12 protein-coding genes and 1 riboswitch are annotated in these 14,803 nt (G+C 45.4%); of the genes, 9 read left to right on the top strand and 3 right to left on the bottom strand.

Features of this window, described 5'->3' with window-relative positions:
- Positions 1–14: 14 nt before the first annotated feature.
- The 4 genes from R7070_RS11945 (at position 15) to dapD (ending at position 3,733) form a co-directional block, all read left to right on the top strand.
- Positions 15–314, top strand: coding sequence for a YebG family protein (locus tag R7070_RS11945; RefSeq protein WP_005380208.1), 300 nt, complete (start codon positions 15–17; stop codon positions 312–314).
- 156 nt (positions 315–470) lie between these two features.
- Positions 471–546: riboswitch (Fluoride riboswitch) on the top strand.
- 131 nt (positions 547–677) lie between these two features.
- Positions 678–1,370: an iron-sulfur cluster assembly scaffold protein gene (locus tag R7070_RS11940; protein ID WP_005386501.1), complete on the top strand. Its 693-nt coding sequence runs from the start codon at positions 678–680 to the stop codon at positions 1,368–1,370.
- Positions 1,371–1,393: 23 nt separating this feature from the next.
- The gene (locus R7070_RS11935; RefSeq protein ID WP_009707468.1) at positions 1,394–2,377 is read left to right on the top strand and encodes a GGGtGRT protein; all 984 of its coding nucleotides are present in this window, start codon (positions 1,394–1,396) and stop codon (positions 2,375–2,377) included.
- 324 nt (positions 2,378–2,701) lie between these two features.
- Positions 2,702–3,733 carry a 2,3,4,5-tetrahydropyridine-2,6-dicarboxylate N-succinyltransferase gene (gene dapD, locus R7070_RS11930; protein ID WP_042521367.1) on the top strand — a complete coding sequence of 344 codons (1,032 nt, stop codon included), beginning with the start codon at positions 2,702–2,704 and terminating at the stop codon, positions 3,731–3,733.
- A 70-nt stretch (positions 3,734–3,803) separates the two neighbouring features.
- Here dapD and glpQ read toward each other — a convergent pair whose 3' ends face one another.
- On the bottom strand, positions 3,804–4,859 hold the full coding sequence (glpQ, locus tag R7070_RS11925) for a glycerophosphodiester phosphodiesterase (RefSeq protein WP_053304091.1): 1,056 nt from the start codon (positions 4,857–4,859) through the stop codon (positions 3,804–3,806).
- Positions 4,860–4,915: 56 nt separating this feature from the next.
- On the bottom strand, positions 4,916–6,280 hold the full coding sequence (gene glpT, locus R7070_RS11920; protein ID WP_005380199.1) for a glycerol-3-phosphate transporter: 1,365 nt from the start codon (positions 6,278–6,280) through the stop codon (positions 4,916–4,918).
- 896 nt (positions 6,281–7,176) lie between these two features.
- Between glpT and R7070_RS11915 the strand changes: the two genes are divergently transcribed.
- From R7070_RS11915 to R7070_RS11895, 5 genes are all read left to right on the top strand, one after another.
- Complete coding sequence (locus R7070_RS11915; RefSeq protein WP_005380195.1) at positions 7,177–8,031, top strand: MIP/aquaporin family protein; 855 nt, start codon at positions 7,177–7,179, stop codon at positions 8,029–8,031.
- Between the two features lie 59 nt (positions 8,032–8,090).
- On the top strand, positions 8,091–9,608 hold the full coding sequence (gene glpK, locus R7070_RS11910) for a glycerol kinase GlpK (RefSeq protein ID WP_005380193.1): 1,518 nt from the start codon (positions 8,091–8,093) through the stop codon (positions 9,606–9,608).
- Between the two features lie 159 nt (positions 9,609–9,767).
- On the top strand, positions 9,768–10,559 hold the full coding sequence (locus tag R7070_RS11905; RefSeq protein ID WP_005380192.1) for a DeoR/GlpR family transcriptional regulator: 792 nt from the start codon (positions 9,768–9,770) through the stop codon (positions 10,557–10,559).
- A 176-nt stretch (positions 10,560–10,735) separates the two neighbouring features.
- Positions 10,736–12,295 carry a glycerol-3-phosphate dehydrogenase gene (gene glpD / locus R7070_RS11900; protein WP_033905559.1) on the top strand — a complete coding sequence of 520 codons (1,560 nt, stop codon included), beginning with the start codon at positions 10,736–10,738 and terminating at the stop codon, positions 12,293–12,295.
- A 276-nt stretch (positions 12,296–12,571) separates the two neighbouring features.
- Entirely contained in the window at positions 12,572–13,525 is a 954-nt protein-coding gene (locus R7070_RS11895; protein WP_005391702.1) for a CorA family divalent cation transporter, read from the top strand.
- A 73-nt stretch (positions 13,526–13,598) separates the two neighbouring features.
- On the opposite strand, the gene R7070_RS11890 is transcribed toward R7070_RS11895, so the two are convergent.
- Positions 13,599–14,783: an NnrS family protein gene (locus R7070_RS11890; RefSeq protein WP_256900258.1), complete on the bottom strand. Its 1,185-nt coding sequence runs from the start codon at positions 14,781–14,783 to the stop codon at positions 13,599–13,601.
- Positions 14,784–14,803 lie beyond the last annotated feature (20 nt).

The following is a 14,803-nucleotide window of genomic DNA, read 5'->3' as shown; positions in this document are numbered from 1 at the left end:
TTAGGGGACCAACCATGGCTGTAATCGTCAAGTACGTGGTAGAACGCAATGGAGAAGAGAAAATGACTTTTACCTCTAAAGCGGAAGCTGACGCATACGACAAAATGCTGGATATGGCAGACGAGTTATTCTCACTGCTGGGTAAAAGTGAACTTCTAGAAGACGAAGGTAAGCAAGAAGATCTTGCAATGTTCCTTGCGCAAAACAAAGAAGAAGTGCTTTACGCTCTGGGTGCAAAACGTAAACCTGCACCAAAAAAAGCAAAGAAGCTTGAAGCTGTTGAAGAAGATAGCGAACAAGAAGACGCTGCATAAGCCTCTCATTTGTTTAGAAAAAACGTCGCATTATGCGGCGTTTTTTTATTCCTTCCGTTTATCTCCATATATCTCTGAGAATATAAAGAACCGATTTAATATCCCAAATTGCTCTAAATTTCATGTTGCAGATTAGTGTGACTTAGATCTAGTCTAAATGGGTCCGGTGATGGGGTGCCACCGGAATCGAAAGATTCGAACCGCTGTTAAAGCTAATGACTCCTACAGAAACGAAAACAGGTCAGCCCTGTTGGAAGTGCTTTCGCTTATGTTGTGAAAGCGAGAGTTCTGTAGTGAGCAATTCAACTCTTCTCCAACCCCGCTCCTGTTTTCTCAAAAATAAAAATACACTGGGAAAACATTATGCAATATTCACACGAAATCCAATCAATGTGCCCGATTCAACGCGGCGATCTTCATGCATCTGCACCGATCCCTGTTGAAGGCGCAATGATCAATCCAAAAGACGTTATCGCGATTTCTGGTCTTAGCCACGGCGTTGGTGCTTGTGCTCCTCAACAAGGTGCAGCAAAACTGACTCTTAACGTCAAAAACGGCATCATCGAAGAAGCTTTGATCGAAACGATCGGCTGTTCAGGCATGACTCAATCAGCCGCGATGGCCGCAGAAATCCTAACTGGCAAAACCATTCTTGAAGCACTGAATACCGACTTGGTATGTGATGCTATTAACGTCGCGATGCGCGAAATCTTCCTTCAATTTGTTTACGGTCGTACTCAATCTGCTTTCTCTGAAGGCGGCTTGGAAATTGGTGCGGCACTGGAAGACCTTGGTCAAACTCAACGTAGCCAAGTGGGTACTAGTTACTCAACTAAAGCAAAAGGCGTGCGTTACATGGAGTTGGCTGAAGGCTACGTAACAAAACTCGCGCTAGACGAAAACAAAGAAGTGATTGGTTACCAATATCTCAACCTCGGCAAGATGATGAAAGCCATCAACGAAGGCGTATCTGCTGCAGAAGCCGCAGACAAAGCAACGGGGACTTACGGTCGTTTTGACGAAGCCGTAACTACCATCAACCCACGCCAACAATAATTGCCACCAAGAGGAAAGAGATTATGAACACTCCAATTACTGAATCTGTACGTCGCACATTAGACGAAATGCAACTTTCCTCTCTGGAAGAGGCTTACCAATACTGTATGGATCGTGGTATCGACCCTAAAGCACTAGTGATGGACACTCAACCTATCGCGTTTGAAAGCGCTGCCGATGCCTACACGCTAGGCACTGCTTTGGCGATTTTCCGCGGAGCAAAAACAGCAGAAGAAGCTGCAAACATCATCGGTGAAGGCCTTCAAGCCTGCACAAAACCAGGCAGCGTAGCAGAACAACGCCGAGTGGGTATCGGTCACGGTGCATTGGCGGCTCGTCTATTGAATGAAGAAAGTGGCTGTTTCGCTTTCCTTGCGGGCCATGAGTCATTCGCAGCGGCAGAAGGCGCAATCAAAATCGCATTGAACGTCAACAAATCACGCAAAAATCCGTTGAAAGTGATCCTGAACGGTTTGGGTAAAGACGCCGCTTACCTCATCTCACGCATCAATGGTTTCACTTACGTACGCACTCAGTACAACTACCAAACTGGTGAGTTAGTGGAAGTAGAACGTCGCCGTTTCTCCCAAGGTCCACGTGGTGAGATCCTTTGCTACGGTGCAGACGATGTGCGTGAAGGCGTGGCTATCATGCATAAAGAACAAGTGGATGTGAGCATCACTGGTAACTCAACTAACCCGACTCGCTTCCAACACCCAGTAGCAGGTATCTACAAAGCAGAGCGTAACCGTGAAGGCATGCCTTACTTCTCTGTGGCATCAGGTGGTGGTACTGGTCGTACTCTACACCCAGATAACGTGGCGGCTGGTCCTGCATCTTACGGCATGACAGACACTATGGGTCGCATGCACGCCGATGCGCAATTCGCGGGTAGCTCTTCAGTACCAGCACACGTAGCAATGATGGGCTTCATCGGTATGGGCAATAATCCAATGGTAGGTGCAACGGTTGCACTTGCGGTAGAGGTCGGTGAGCTAAGCCTCTAAGTCGATTTATCGCTTTACTATTCAAAGCCAGTAAATCCAACGAACCCAGTGTAGGGGGAGTGACTTCGGCCCTCCCCTTATTTTTTGCTAAGCCCCCTTCTTCAACTTCACTTTGTCTTTATCCCAAATCGGTCTGATAAGGCTTTTGCGACACATTTCTCATCAGACAAACATATCTCTAAAAAGACAAAAGGTATCCATCTACAGACTTTCTCCATTTCCCCTCTTTAAACTCCCCAATACTCTCTTTATGATGACTGACAACTTAATTATTTCTTGTCAGTGAACAGACGAGACACAAGACTCAACACATGGAGATCAACTATGGCTTTCTTCTCTCTAGCCTTTGGTACGGCAACTAAAAACCGCGACGGCAAAATCATCGAAGCGTTTTTCCCAAACCCGGTTCTTAACCCAAGCGAAGCGCTTGTTAACGCACTAGCAGCAGTAGCAGGTTATGAGCAAGGCAACCAAGCTATCGAGATCTCTGCAGCACAAAGCGCAGAACTAGCAGCAGCATTTGAAGCAAACGGCGATGCTGCAAACGCATCTTTCGCAGCAAAAGCAGCAGAATCAGCACAACCACTTGTACTGGTTATCCTTGCAACTGACGAGCAGCCACAAAGTGTTGCTGAAGGCTTCCTAAAACTTCAACTTATCTCTAACCGTCTAGTTAAGCCACACGGCACAGTACTAGACGGTATCTTCGGTCTACTGCACAACATCGCATGGACTAACGAAGGTCCAATCGATCTACCTGAACTAGCAGAGCGTCAAATTGAAGCTCGCCTAGCGGGTCGTGCACTAAGCGTAGATTGCGTAGACAAGTTCCCTAAAATGGTGGACTACGTAGTACCAACTGGCGTTCGTATCGCTGATACTTCTCGCGTACGTCTTGGCGCACACGTTGGCGAAGGCACAACAGTAATGCACGAAGGCTTCATCAACTTCAACGCGGGTACAACAGGCGTGAGCATGGTTGAAGGTCGTATCTCTGCTGGCGTAGTGGTTGGTAACGGCTCTGACATCGGCGGCGGCGCATCTATCATGGGCACACTATCTGGCGGCGGTAAAGTTGTAGTTTCTATCGGTGAAAACTCTCTACTAGGCGCGAACGCAGGTCTTGGCTTCCCAATGGGTGACCGTTGTACTATCGAATCAGGTCTGTACGTAACTGCTGGTTCTAAAGTACGCATGCTAGATTCTGCTGGCCAAGAAGTAGAAGTAGTGAAAGCACGCGATCTTGCAGGTGTTTCTGACCTACTGTTCCGTCGTAACTCTGTAACAGGTCAAATCGAGTGTCTTGCAAACAAGAGCGCGGTTGAACTGAACAGCGAACTGCATAAAAACAACTAATAAATAGTTAAGAAAAATCCCCCAGCAGGAAACTGTTGGGGGATTTTTTAGCTTAAAGAAAAATGCGTGATTACTGATTTAAAAAGCTGACCGCTTTATCTGGGAAATCAGTAAACAAACCATCCACTTTTACTTGGTTGTAGTACACATCCATCATGCCTTCAAAGCTGTCAGTGTACGCTGGAATGCGTCCTGGATCGGCGCGGAACGTGTATGGATGCACTTGCAAGCCAGCGTCTTTTGCAGCCTTCATCAACGGCTTGATGATGATATTGTCTTTGGTTGACTTATCATCCACCAGCATCGGCTTCCAAGGTCCAATTCCTTCCGCGTAACTCGCTACTTTCTTCATTCCGTCGGCTTCGAACATCCAGTCATAACTGTATGGTGTTGCCTTGTCGCCTTTGTACACCATAGTTTCGTTCCAGTCCGTGTAAGCCATAAGCTGAACGAGCTTTAAGTCCATATCCATTGCAGGCATGAGTTCATTGTTGATGCGTTGAAGTTCATTCGCATCAAAACATTGAAGGTAGACTTTGTCGTCTTGAGAGCCGTAACCGTACTGCTTCAAGACTTTAAGTACTGCTTTAGAAATGTCCTTACCTTCATGACGATGGAACCAAGGCGCTTTAATTTCTGGGTAAATACCGATGTCATAACCCAGCGTTTTGTTTAAGCCTTGGATCAGCTCAATCTCTTCAGCAAACGTCGGCACGGTGAAATCAGATTTCCACATAGGGAATCGGGTTGGATAGCCCGCTACTTTGTTGCCTTTGTCATCGATATTAAAGCCTTCAGTTACTCGCAAGGATTTGATTTCCGCCAGAGTGAAATCAATCGCGTAATAACGACCATCTTTACGTGCACGATCAGGAAAACGCTCCGCAACATCCGTTACGCGATCGAGATAATGGTCATGCAACACGACCAACTGGTCATCTTTCGTCATTACCACATCTTGCTCTATGTAGTCAGGTTTCATTGCGTAAGCAAGTGCTTTGGCTTCTAGCGTGTGCTCAGGCAAGTAGCCCGATGCACCACGATGCGCAATGACAAGCGGCTTCGCAATCGCACCAGCAGAGAGGCTAAGTGCTAAAAAAGTAAGACATACTGACTTTGTTTTCATTGTTATTTCCTTGATAAAGCGAAGAGGCAGTATTCCACTGCCTCTTTAAATAAATATTACGCTAGCGCTTCCTTCTCGCGCTCTTTTTGCTCGTGGTGCGCACGTTCACCTAAGAAGGCGTACATCAAACACACGATAGAAGTAATACAAGAACCCACTAAGATGATAAAGCCACCATCCCAGCCAAAGTGGTCTACGGTGTAGCCCAAAATCGCGTTTGCGGCAACTGCCCCACCCAGGTATCCAAACAAACCAGTAAGACCAGCGGCAGTACCTGCCGCTTTCTTCGGAGCGAGTTCAAGTGCGTACAAACCGATCAGCATAACCGGACCATAGATTAGGAAGCCAATTGCAATAAGCGCCATCATATCTACTGTTGGGTTGCCTGCAGGGTTAAACCAATAAACCATCACTGCAACTGTCACTAACACCATAAATAAGATACCAGCAGGTGCACGACGACCTTTGAACAATTTGTCAGAGATCCAACCACACAATAGTGTTCCTGGAATGCCAGCCCATTCGTATAAGAAATAAGCCCATGACGATTTATCTACCGAGAAATCCTTCGCTTCTTTTAGGTAAACAGGTGCCCAGTCCAGTACGCCGTAACGAATTAGGTAAACAAATGCGTTTGCAATTGCAATCGACCAAAGAAGTTTGTTGTTGAAGACGTATTTGAAGAAGATTTCCTTCGCTGTCATTTCTTGTTCATGGGACTTGTCATAGTCATCTGGGTAATCGTCTTTGTATTCTTCAATAGGAGGCAGACCACAAGACTGAGGGGTATCGCGAACCGTCATCCAAACAAACACAGCAACTAACGTGGCGAAAAATGCAGGAACATAAAATGCAGTGCGCCAATCATCATTAAATGCCCACAGGCCAAGAATAAATAGTGGACCAATCAAACCGCCACCCACGTTGTGCGCCACGTTCCAAACCGAAACGATCTCACCACGCTCTTTACGTGACCACCAGTGCACCATGGTTCGGCCACAAGCAGGCCACCCCATCCCTTGGAACCAACCGTTTAAGAAAAGCAAAATGAACATCGCAGTGACGCTACCAGTCGCCCATGGCATAAAGCCAAAGCAAAACATCACTAATGCAGACATCAATAGGCCGCCACTAAGGAAATAGCGAGGGTTGGAGCGGTCTGAAACGCTGCCCATTAGAAACTTAGAGAGACCATATGCAATGGAAACAGCTGCCAAGGCGACACCTAAGTCTCCGCGGCTAAAGCCTTGCTCGATAAGATAAGGCATCGCCAAACTGAAGTTTTTACGAACTAGATAGTAACCGGCGTAGCCAACAAAGATACCGATAAAGAGTTGCCAACGGAGGCGAGAGTAGGTGCTATCGATGCTGCCAGGGGACAGACGATCAATGTGCGCCTTAGGTTTGAATATTCCAAACATAGGAACCTCATTATTTTGTATGCGATGGTAAAAACACAAAAGGAGCGAACGAAACAAAATAAATCTTCGTTCGAAAGTTCATGAATTGTATGGAGTTAGGATTTTATTTCTGTGACAAATGTTGCACATGGATTAAATATAAGTAAATACAGTAAATTATATGAGCATTAATTAGATCATCGTTCAACTTTACTCAAGATTCGTTAATATTAAACTGATGTTCAAACCTCTCACTTGAGCATTCCAATTCGAAACCTTTGAAACAAAGGCTCGAATTAGAACATAAACTAACCGTAAAAAGGGCGATTTACGCCTGCCCTACTCGCTCCGAACCAACTAATAACTAAAAAGCTGAAAAACGATCACGTTTAGCATCAAACGAAATAAAAAAAACAATTTTTATTTGAATACAAGCCGAAGCAATGATTCACAAACACAAGACATTAACAGCGTTTATTCTCTTATCAACTCATCCTATTGGTACCAATGGGATGACGATTTTTTCTAAAAGTCCAAACATGACAGCGTATTTTTTATATCACTGCTATCCCTTGATACATTTGACATCCTCCTACTCCTTTAGGGTTAATTTCTACACAAGTTCTGTGCAATAAGTCTCCAAGCACGTAGCAGCTTCACAAAACTCCTCTTACCAGTTGTGCATTCTTTTTCACATCGGTAATTTGAGCGCTCTCATCACTGGCCTCGTGACAAATAAATTATTTTCGTTGTGTTCTTTTCCGGTTAAAAGATGCGCCATTTAACAAAAACGAAGACTTTGATTAACAAATTTATGCTCAAACGCTCATTTTTAACGCTCGTTTGTTTTCGCAAACGTTTATATATGCACAATAGTATCGTGCTAGACAGGCAAAAATGATCAAAGGACTTTTAACATGACAACGAACAAACACCCCTCTCTGCTCGGAGAATGTTTGGCCGAGTTTATCGGTACAGGACTACTTATTTTCTTCGGCGTAGGCTGTGTTGCAGCCTTAGTTCTAACAGGCGCATCATTTGGACAATGGGAAATCAGTATTGTATGGGGCTTCGGTGTCGCCATCGCTATTTACTGTACGGCTGGCGTCTCTGGTGCACACATCAACCCTGCCGTTACCATCGCACTTGCTATGTTCCATGGTTTTGATAAGGCGAAAGTGGTGCCATACATTATCGCTCAAATGCTTGGGGCATTCTGTTCTGCTGCATTGGTATACAGCTTATACAGCAACCTTTTCACCGACTACGAAATCGCTCATAACTTCGTTCGCAGCAGCCAAGATGCACTAGCAACTGCTGGTATCTTCTCAACCTATCCGCATGCCTCCCTCTCTTTCTTTGGTGCTTTTGCTGTGGAATTCGTTATCACTGCTGTGCTGATGTTTGCGATTCTGGCTCTGGGCGATGAAAATAACGGCGCGGCACGTGGCGCAATGAACCCTCTATTAATCGGTATTTTGATTGCCGTCATCGGTGGTTCACTTGGTCCACTAACAGGCTTTGCGATGAACCCTGCTCGTGACTTTGGACCAAAGCTGTTCGCTTACTTCGCAGGTTGGGATTACGCTCTGACAGGTGCTAAAGACATTCCTTACTTTATCGTGCCTTTACTTGCTCCGATTGCAGGTGCGTGTTTTGGTGGTTGGTTGTATCCAAAAGCGATTGCCGCTTACCTTCCACAACAAGGCCACGGTTGTACGATTCCAAACCAATGTGAGACGGAAGAAGAAACAGAAGAAGCTAGAGCTTAAAACTGACGTAACTCGAACATTTACTAAAATATAAATAACGAAACAAAAGGATTCTTACCATGACTGAGCAAAAATACATTGTTGCCCTAGACCAAGGTACAACAAGCTCTCGCGCAGTGATTCTTGATCATGATGCGAACATCGTAAGCGTCGCGCAACGCGAATTTACTCAGATTTATCCAGAAGCTGGTTGGGTTGAACATGATCCAATGGAGATCTGGGCAACACAAAGCTCTACCTTAGTAGAAGCTCTAGCTAAGTCTGGCATCCGTAGCGACCAATTAGCGGCTATCGGTATTACTAACCAGCGTGAAACGACCATCGTCTGGAATAAAGAAACAGGTAAACCCGTTTACAATGCGATCGTATGGCAATGTCGCCGTACTGCTGATATCTGTGAAGATTTAAAAGCACGCGGTCTCGAAAACTATGTACGTGACAACACTGGTTTGGTGCTTGACCCTTACTTCTCCGGTACCAAAGTTAAATGGATTCTGGACAATGTTGAAGGCGCACGAGAAGACGCAGAAGCAGGCAAGCTTTTGTTTGGTACTGTCGATACTTGGTTAGTTTGGAAGATGACTCAAGGTCGCGTTCACGTAACCGACTACACTAACGCATCGCGTACCATGCTGTTTAACATCAACGATCTATGTTGGGATCAAAAAATGTTAGATGAGCTTGGCATCCCAGCATCTATGATGCCAGAAGTGAAGCGCTCATCGGAAATTTACGGTAAAACCAACATCGGTGGTAAAGGCGGTACTCGTATTCCTATTTCTGGAATCGCAGGTGACCAACAAGCGGCGCTTTACGGCCAAATGTGTGTTGAAGCGGGTCAAGCGAAAAACACTTACGGTACGGGTTGTTTCTTGCTAATGAATACTGGCCAAGAAAAAGTCACTTCGACACATGGCCTTCTAACTACTTTGGCTTGTGGTCCTGCAGGCGAACCAGCTTATGCACTTGAAGGCGCCGTATTCATGGGTGGAGCTTCTATCCAATGGCTACGCGATGAATTGAAAATCCTAAACGGTGCAGAAGACTCTGAATACTTCGCGACAAAAGTGGATACATCAAACGGCGTTTATGTCGTGCCTGCATTTACTGGTTTAGGCGCTCCATACTGGGATGCCTACGCACGTGGCACGATTGTCGGCCTTACTCGCGGTGTGAATTCAAACCATATCATCCGTGCAACATTGGAAGGCATCGCTTATCAAACTCGTGACGTACTGGATGCGATGCAAGCTGACTCAGGCATTAAGCTTGCGAACCTTCGCGTCGATGGTGGTGCAGTAGCGAACAACTTCCTAATGCAATTCCAATCCGATGTATTGAACACAGAAGTACACCGCCCTCAAGTAACTGAGGTTACCGCTCTTGGTGCAGCCTACCTTGCCGGCCTTGCAGTTGGTTACTGGGATAGCATTGATGAGTTGCAGAATAAAGCGGTACTTGATCGCACCTTTGAGCCACACGATGATGAAGAAAAACGCAATCGTCGTTACAAGGGCTGGAAACGTGCAGTGAAATGTGCACAAACCTGGTCTGAACTTCACGACGAAGAAGATTAATCTCATCTCCATAAGAAAAAAAGAGCGCCATTTGTGCGCTCTTTTTGCGCTTTATCCCCGATTCCTGAACTCGCTTACTTCTCACAACGAGCAAATTCGAGCACAATAGAGCTTCGAATTTGAAGCATTGGCCGTTACCAATGCACAAGGGAGTGGTAAGTGAAGCAAATACCTCGACACCAGCAGATTGTTGAGCTGGTGAAAAAACAAGGCTATGTCAGCACGGATGAGTTAGTAGAAAGATTCAATGTCAGCCCACAAACCATCCGACGCGATCTCAATGAACTCGCCGATGACAACAAAATTCGTCGTTATCACGGTGGAGCCACTATTCCTCTCAGTTCTGAAAACACATCTTACAACACGCGTAAAGCGCTCAACTTCAATGAAAAAGATGTCATTGCAGACGAGGTAGTCAAACACATTCCAGATGGTGCCACACTATTCATCGATATCGGCACCACACCAGAAGCAGTTGCGCGAGCGCTCAATAAAAACCATAAACAGTTGCGTGTTGTCACCAACAACATCAATGTTGCGACCATTCTTTTCCCTAACCCTGAAATCAAAGTTATCTTAGCGGGTGGAGAAGTCCGCAGCAGAGACGGCGGTATTGTTGGCGAGGCTACCCTCGATTTCGTTAAACAGTTCCGTCTCGACTTTGGTATTCTCGGCATTAGCGGTATCGACTTCGATGGCTCGCTATTAGACTTTGATTACCACGAAGTCCGGGTCAAACAAGCGATCATTGACAATAGCCGTAGTGTATTTCTTGCCGTAGACCACACCAAGTTCGGGCGCAATGCTATGGTGAAACTAGGCAATATTGCACAGCTCAACATGATCTTTACCAATAAGCAGCCACCAGAAGAAATCTTGTCAATTTTGAAGGAAGCTTCTATCCCACTTGAAGTGGTTGAAGCTAACGAATCAAACTCCGAAAACGAGTAACGTCAATCGTATAACTCCCCCTCAAATGACCTCTGTCTTAATTAGACAGAGGTTTTTTTGTGTCTAAATCACACAAAACGCTCACAAACGAAAATAATAGATGATCACAAACGAAACCTGAGCTAGGATTACATTATGTTCTAAAATGCTCGTTCGCTCACCAAGAGGTCAAATTTATGAGTATACAAAATAATGCTTCCACTACTAGCTCATCCACTACCTTAGACTTGATCGTAATCGGTGGCGGCATTAACGGAGCTGGTATTGCAGCAGACGCAGCTGGCCGAGGTTTGAGTGTTGGCTTATACGAAGCAAATGACTTCGCATCTGCGACTTCTTCAGCAAGTTCTAAACTGATACACGGCGGTTTACGCTACCTTGAACACTACGAGTTTCGTTTAGTTTCGGAAGCGCTCGCAGAGCGTGAGGTTATTCTTCGTAAAGCACCACACGTCGCACTACCAATGCGTTTCCGTTTACCGCATCGCCCATTCCTACGCCCAGCTTGGATGATTCGTTGTGGCCTTTTCCTTTACGATAACTTGGGTAAACGTACGACGCTGCAAGGCAGTAAAACCGTCAACCTTGCGAAATCTGGCTTGCTAAAACCAGAAATGAAAACGGGTTTCGAATACTCTGACTGTTGGGTTGATGATGCACGTTTAGTATTACTGAACGTTCTTGCGGCTCGCGAAAACCATGCTGAAGTGCGTAACTACTGCCGCGTGGAAAAAGCACACCGTGAAGGTGGTATCTGGCATGTTACTATTCACGATGTGATGACAGACCAACGTTTCGAACGTAAAGCGAAAGCGTTAGTCAATGCTGCGGGGCCTTGGGTAAAACAGTTCTTTGATGATGGATTAGAGCAAGCCTCTCCTCGTAACATTCGCTTAATCAAAGGCTCGCACATCGTTGTTCCTCGTATCCACAACGAACCGCAAGCCTACATTCTTCAAAACAAAGACAATCGCATCGTATTTATGATTCCTTACTTAGATAAGTTCTCAATCATTGGTACAACAGATGTGGAATACAAAGGTGACCCACGTGAAGTGTCGATCTCAGATGACGAAGTCGATTACCTCATTGATATCGTAAACCAACACTTTGTCCACCAGTTGACTCGCGAAGATGTAGTTTGGACATACAGCGGTGTTCGTCCTTTATGTGACGATGAATCTGACTCTCCGCAAGCAATCACACGAGACTACACGCTAGAGCTCGATGCGGAATACGACCATGCACCTCTGCTTTCTGTTTTTGGTGGTAAGTTAACGACCTACCGTAAGTTAGGTGAAGCAGCAATGAAGAAACTTGCTCCGTTCCTACCTGAAATGGGTAAAGACTGGACGGCCAACCAAACCCTTCCTGGTGGTAACTTCAGCTGTAGTCGTGAACAATTAGCGAAACAAATTCATGCTAAATACACTTGGGCGCCAGAAGCATTGATTCTTCGTTATGTCACTCAGTTTGGTACCCAAACGTGGAACTTAATGGAAGGTACAACAAGTGAAGCTGACTTAGGACAAACGTTCTCGACACAAGCCGGTGGTGTTTACCAACGTGAGATCGATTACTTAATGAACCATGAAATGGCAATGACCGATGAAGACATTTTATGGCGCCGTACTAAGCTTGGTCTTTACATGAACGAGGAAGAAAAACAGGCCTTAACGGACTATTTAAAGAAAAAGCTACAACAGAAAGTGGTTAATCTTTCTCAAGTTGGCTAACAGCTCCCCTCCCTCCCCCCACAATAAAGCCTGCTTAGTTGCAGGCTTTTTGTTTTGTTGTTTAAGCACAACACCTTGGTGCGCTCCACTCGATTGCAAATAAGAACAACTATTCATAGACATTTGGCGTTAAATACAATCATACTCATTTGAAAAATAATGCATCAATGACTTCAGAGTACCGTACTCAGAGCATTGCCTCTGTATGGCAATGCAATTCTCGCGAAAGAAGTATCTTGAGGTTATTTTGGTATCGGCTCAAACAAGGAAAAGAAAATGGGTTTTATGATTGAACATTGGGACTTCTCAACCCCAGAAGCAACTCAACAATCCACCACGGCAGAGCAAATTCAAGCTAAGCATTGGTACCATTGCGAACGGCTGCATCCTGATATTCGTGGTTGGCTGGAGCAAAACCAAGTACCTCGAGCTACGGTTGATCATCTATTAGCCGACGAAAGCCGACCATCTTTCCATCCTTTAGATGACGAGAACTTCATGTTGATTTTACGAGGCGTCAATATGAACGGCAATGCATCACCAGAAGATATGCTTAGTATTCGAATTCTCTACTTTCAAGGCGCACTCATTTCAACTCGTAAAATTCCATCACGCGCGATCATGGAGATTCGCCAAGCATTAGCGGAACACAAAGGCCCAAAAAGTCTTGCTAGTTTACTTCATCAGATCATTGAAGGATTAAACAGTAAAATAGACATTTACCTTGATACAATTGAAGAAACACTAAACCAGTTCGACGTGAATGATGAATCGACGTACAAACATATGGCGACTCAAAAAGCACTGATTTCTATCAAGCGTTTTATTCGCCCTCAGCAGTACGCTATCCGTGATCTTGTGGAGTCAGAATCAGAATTGATTGCTTTGAGACCTCATCAATATCGCTTCGCACACAATAATATTACGCGCATAAATGAAACACTTGAGTTTTATCTTGGAGAAGTGGCGCTTTTCCAAGAAGAGATCAAACATCATCGTGATGAGAAAACCAATAAAAACAGTTACCTGTTTACTTTGGTAGCAACGATTTTTCTACCAACCAGCTTCTTAACAGGTTTACTCGGTATCAATGTTGGTGGAATGCCAGGCGTGGAATCCACCATGGCATTCACCTGGTTCTGCATCGCCTTAATTGTCATTTTTGGTCTAGAGTGGTGGCTATTTAAACGCTTGGGGCTCACGAATAAAGCGGACGACGAAGACGAATAAACACTAAACCTATAAAGAACAAAAACCAAAAGAGGAGCACGCGGCTCCTCTTTTCTCTACTCACATTAGAATCTTATCCGGGGTGACCATCCACACGAGGGGTCACAAGCATCACACCAAAGCGCCACACAAACAGCCCAAACGCAACAATCCATAATCCGCCGCTGATATCAATCCACAGCATCATGTTCGCTGGGTCAAAGATCACGGCGAAACTGCGAACCAAAGCTGCCGCGGTAATCGCTGTAAACGCAAGGCTCATGTTTGGCCCTTTGTAGATCATGCGACCAGTATGTCCCATCGTCACCCGTGCAATCATCGCTAAAATCAAACCGCCTAACGCACCTATCGCAAACAGGTGAATGAGGTTATGGCTGGCAAATGCATCTCCCCAGACGCCTCGCAAAATTAAGCTTAGTGGTAAACACAAATACGCAGCATGCAGCGACCACACTAAAGGCTCGCTCAGGGTTAACCAAGGTTTCCAGCGAACAAAACGCACCAACTGAGCAACACCTGCAAATAGCATCAAAGGACTACCTAGTTCTGCAAACGTCACAGGGAAAAAGCTCAGCACAAATAGCATTACCAATGGCAAGTTCGCGAACCACTCTAACCAAGCCAATGGTTGCGCTTTTTCGAAATTAAATCGACGCGCAGTAAAAAATGGAATTACACGTCCGCCCATCACTGACAACAGCAAGGTAAACCACCACAGCATTGCTTGCCACACCGCTGAAGAGCTAAAGGGCGGCATACCTTTTATCGTTGCGTAGCTTGCAAAGTTCGCAAAGATGGCTAAAAGAAACAGTGGAACGAAAAACAAATTACGCCAACCTTTGGCTCGATACACACGAATGCCCACCTCATAGGCGACAAACAGTAAAAATACCGCTTCGATACTGCTGGTTAACCATAACGGTGCTTGTGTCCAAAGCAATATGCGGGGCACTAACCACAAGCCAAATAAAGCCAGAAGCATGTAATGCTTGGTACCATTAATGCCAGTCCAGTTTTGTACCGCGGTCAGTACAAAGCCAACTACAATGGCCATCGAAAAACCGAACAACATTTCATGTACGTGCCACCACAATGCAGGCACGGCTAATGCGTTTGGCTGTCCGCCTTGGAACATCCACACCCACAACGCAATCGCAACAATGGCGTAAATCGACCCAAACAGAAAAAACGGCCGAAAGCCTAATCGCAGCCATGCGGGGATTTTTTCTTCTACTTTTTTATCGGTGATATTCAGCATTATCTTGCCCTCAAGCGTCT

This window comes from Vibrio sp. 1557 (assembly GCF_033340175.1).
Taxonomy (GTDB): Bacteria; Pseudomonadota; Gammaproteobacteria; order Enterobacterales; family Vibrionaceae; genus Vibrio; species Vibrio alginolyticus.
Note: the sequence above shows the minus strand (reverse complement) of the source record. Positions and strands in the feature narration are given on the sequence as shown.